The sequence below is a fragment of the Rhizobium sp. WYCCWR 11152 genome, assembly GCF_013087615.1.
In the GTDB taxonomy this organism is placed as follows: domain Bacteria; phylum Pseudomonadota; class Alphaproteobacteria; order Rhizobiales; family Rhizobiaceae; genus Rhizobium; species Rhizobium indicum.
Genome location: NZ_JABFCP010000042.1, coordinates 1 through 855 on the forward strand (window position 1 = coordinate 1; position 855 = coordinate 855).

The 855-nt window shown below is 59.6% G+C and carries 1 protein-coding gene and 1 pseudogene; both read left to right on the forward strand.

What is annotated here, in order from left to right:
- A partial coding sequence (locus tag G9X67_RS34670) for a sugar ABC transporter permease (protein WP_171600805.1) occupies nt 1-684 on the forward strand: 684 nt, incomplete at its 5' end.
- Nucleotides 681-855, forward strand: a pseudogene (locus tag G9X67_RS34675) (carbohydrate ABC transporter permease); the annotation flags it as partial. The gene G9X67_RS34670 and the pseudogene G9X67_RS34675, both read left to right, overlap by 4 nt.

The window sequence follows — 855 nt, forward strand, 5'->3', positions numbered from 1 at the left end:
TATACCTCGATCACCAACATGGCGATCTTCGGCTTTCTCTATATCGGCATCTGCCTGGTGCTCGGTCTGTTCCTCGCCATCCTGCTCGACCAGAAGATCCGCGGCGAGAGCGTGTTGCGGCCGATCTTCCTCTATCCGATGGCGCTCTCCTTCATTGTGACAGGCGTTGCCTGGAAATGGTTCCTCGATCCCGGCCTCGGGCTAGAACAGACGCTGCACCATTTTGGCTGGACGAGCTTCCACTTCGACTGGATCAAGAACAAGGACTTCGTCATCTACACCGTCGTCATCGCCGGCGTCTGGCAGGCGTCCGGCTTCGTCATGGCGATGTTCCTGGCGGGTCTGCGCGGCATCGACGGCGAGATCATGAAGGCCGCCCAGATCGATGGCGCCTCGCCATTCCAGCTCTATCGGCGCATCGTCATTCCGCTCTTGCGGCCGATCTTTCTCTCCGCCTTCATCGTGCTCGCCCATATGGCGATCAAGTCCTACGACCTCGTGGTGGCGCTGACCTCGGGCGGCCCCGGCGGCTCGGCCTGGCTGCCGTCCAACTTCATGTATGAATACACCTTCAAGCGCAACGAGATGGCCGTCGGCTCGGCCAGCGCCATCATCATGCTGATGACGATCTCGGCGATCATCGTGCCCTATCTCTATTCCGAACTGAAGGAGAAGGCGCGATGAGCAGCGTGACCTCTCCGATAGCAACCTCGCAGAACAGCAACAACACCCGCTGGATCGGCCGCGCCGTCATCTACGGCCTGCTGCTGGTCTTTGCCGTCCTCTATCTGATGCCGCTCTTCGTCATGCTCACGACCTCGTTCAAGACCATGGACGAGATCCAGAACGGCAACA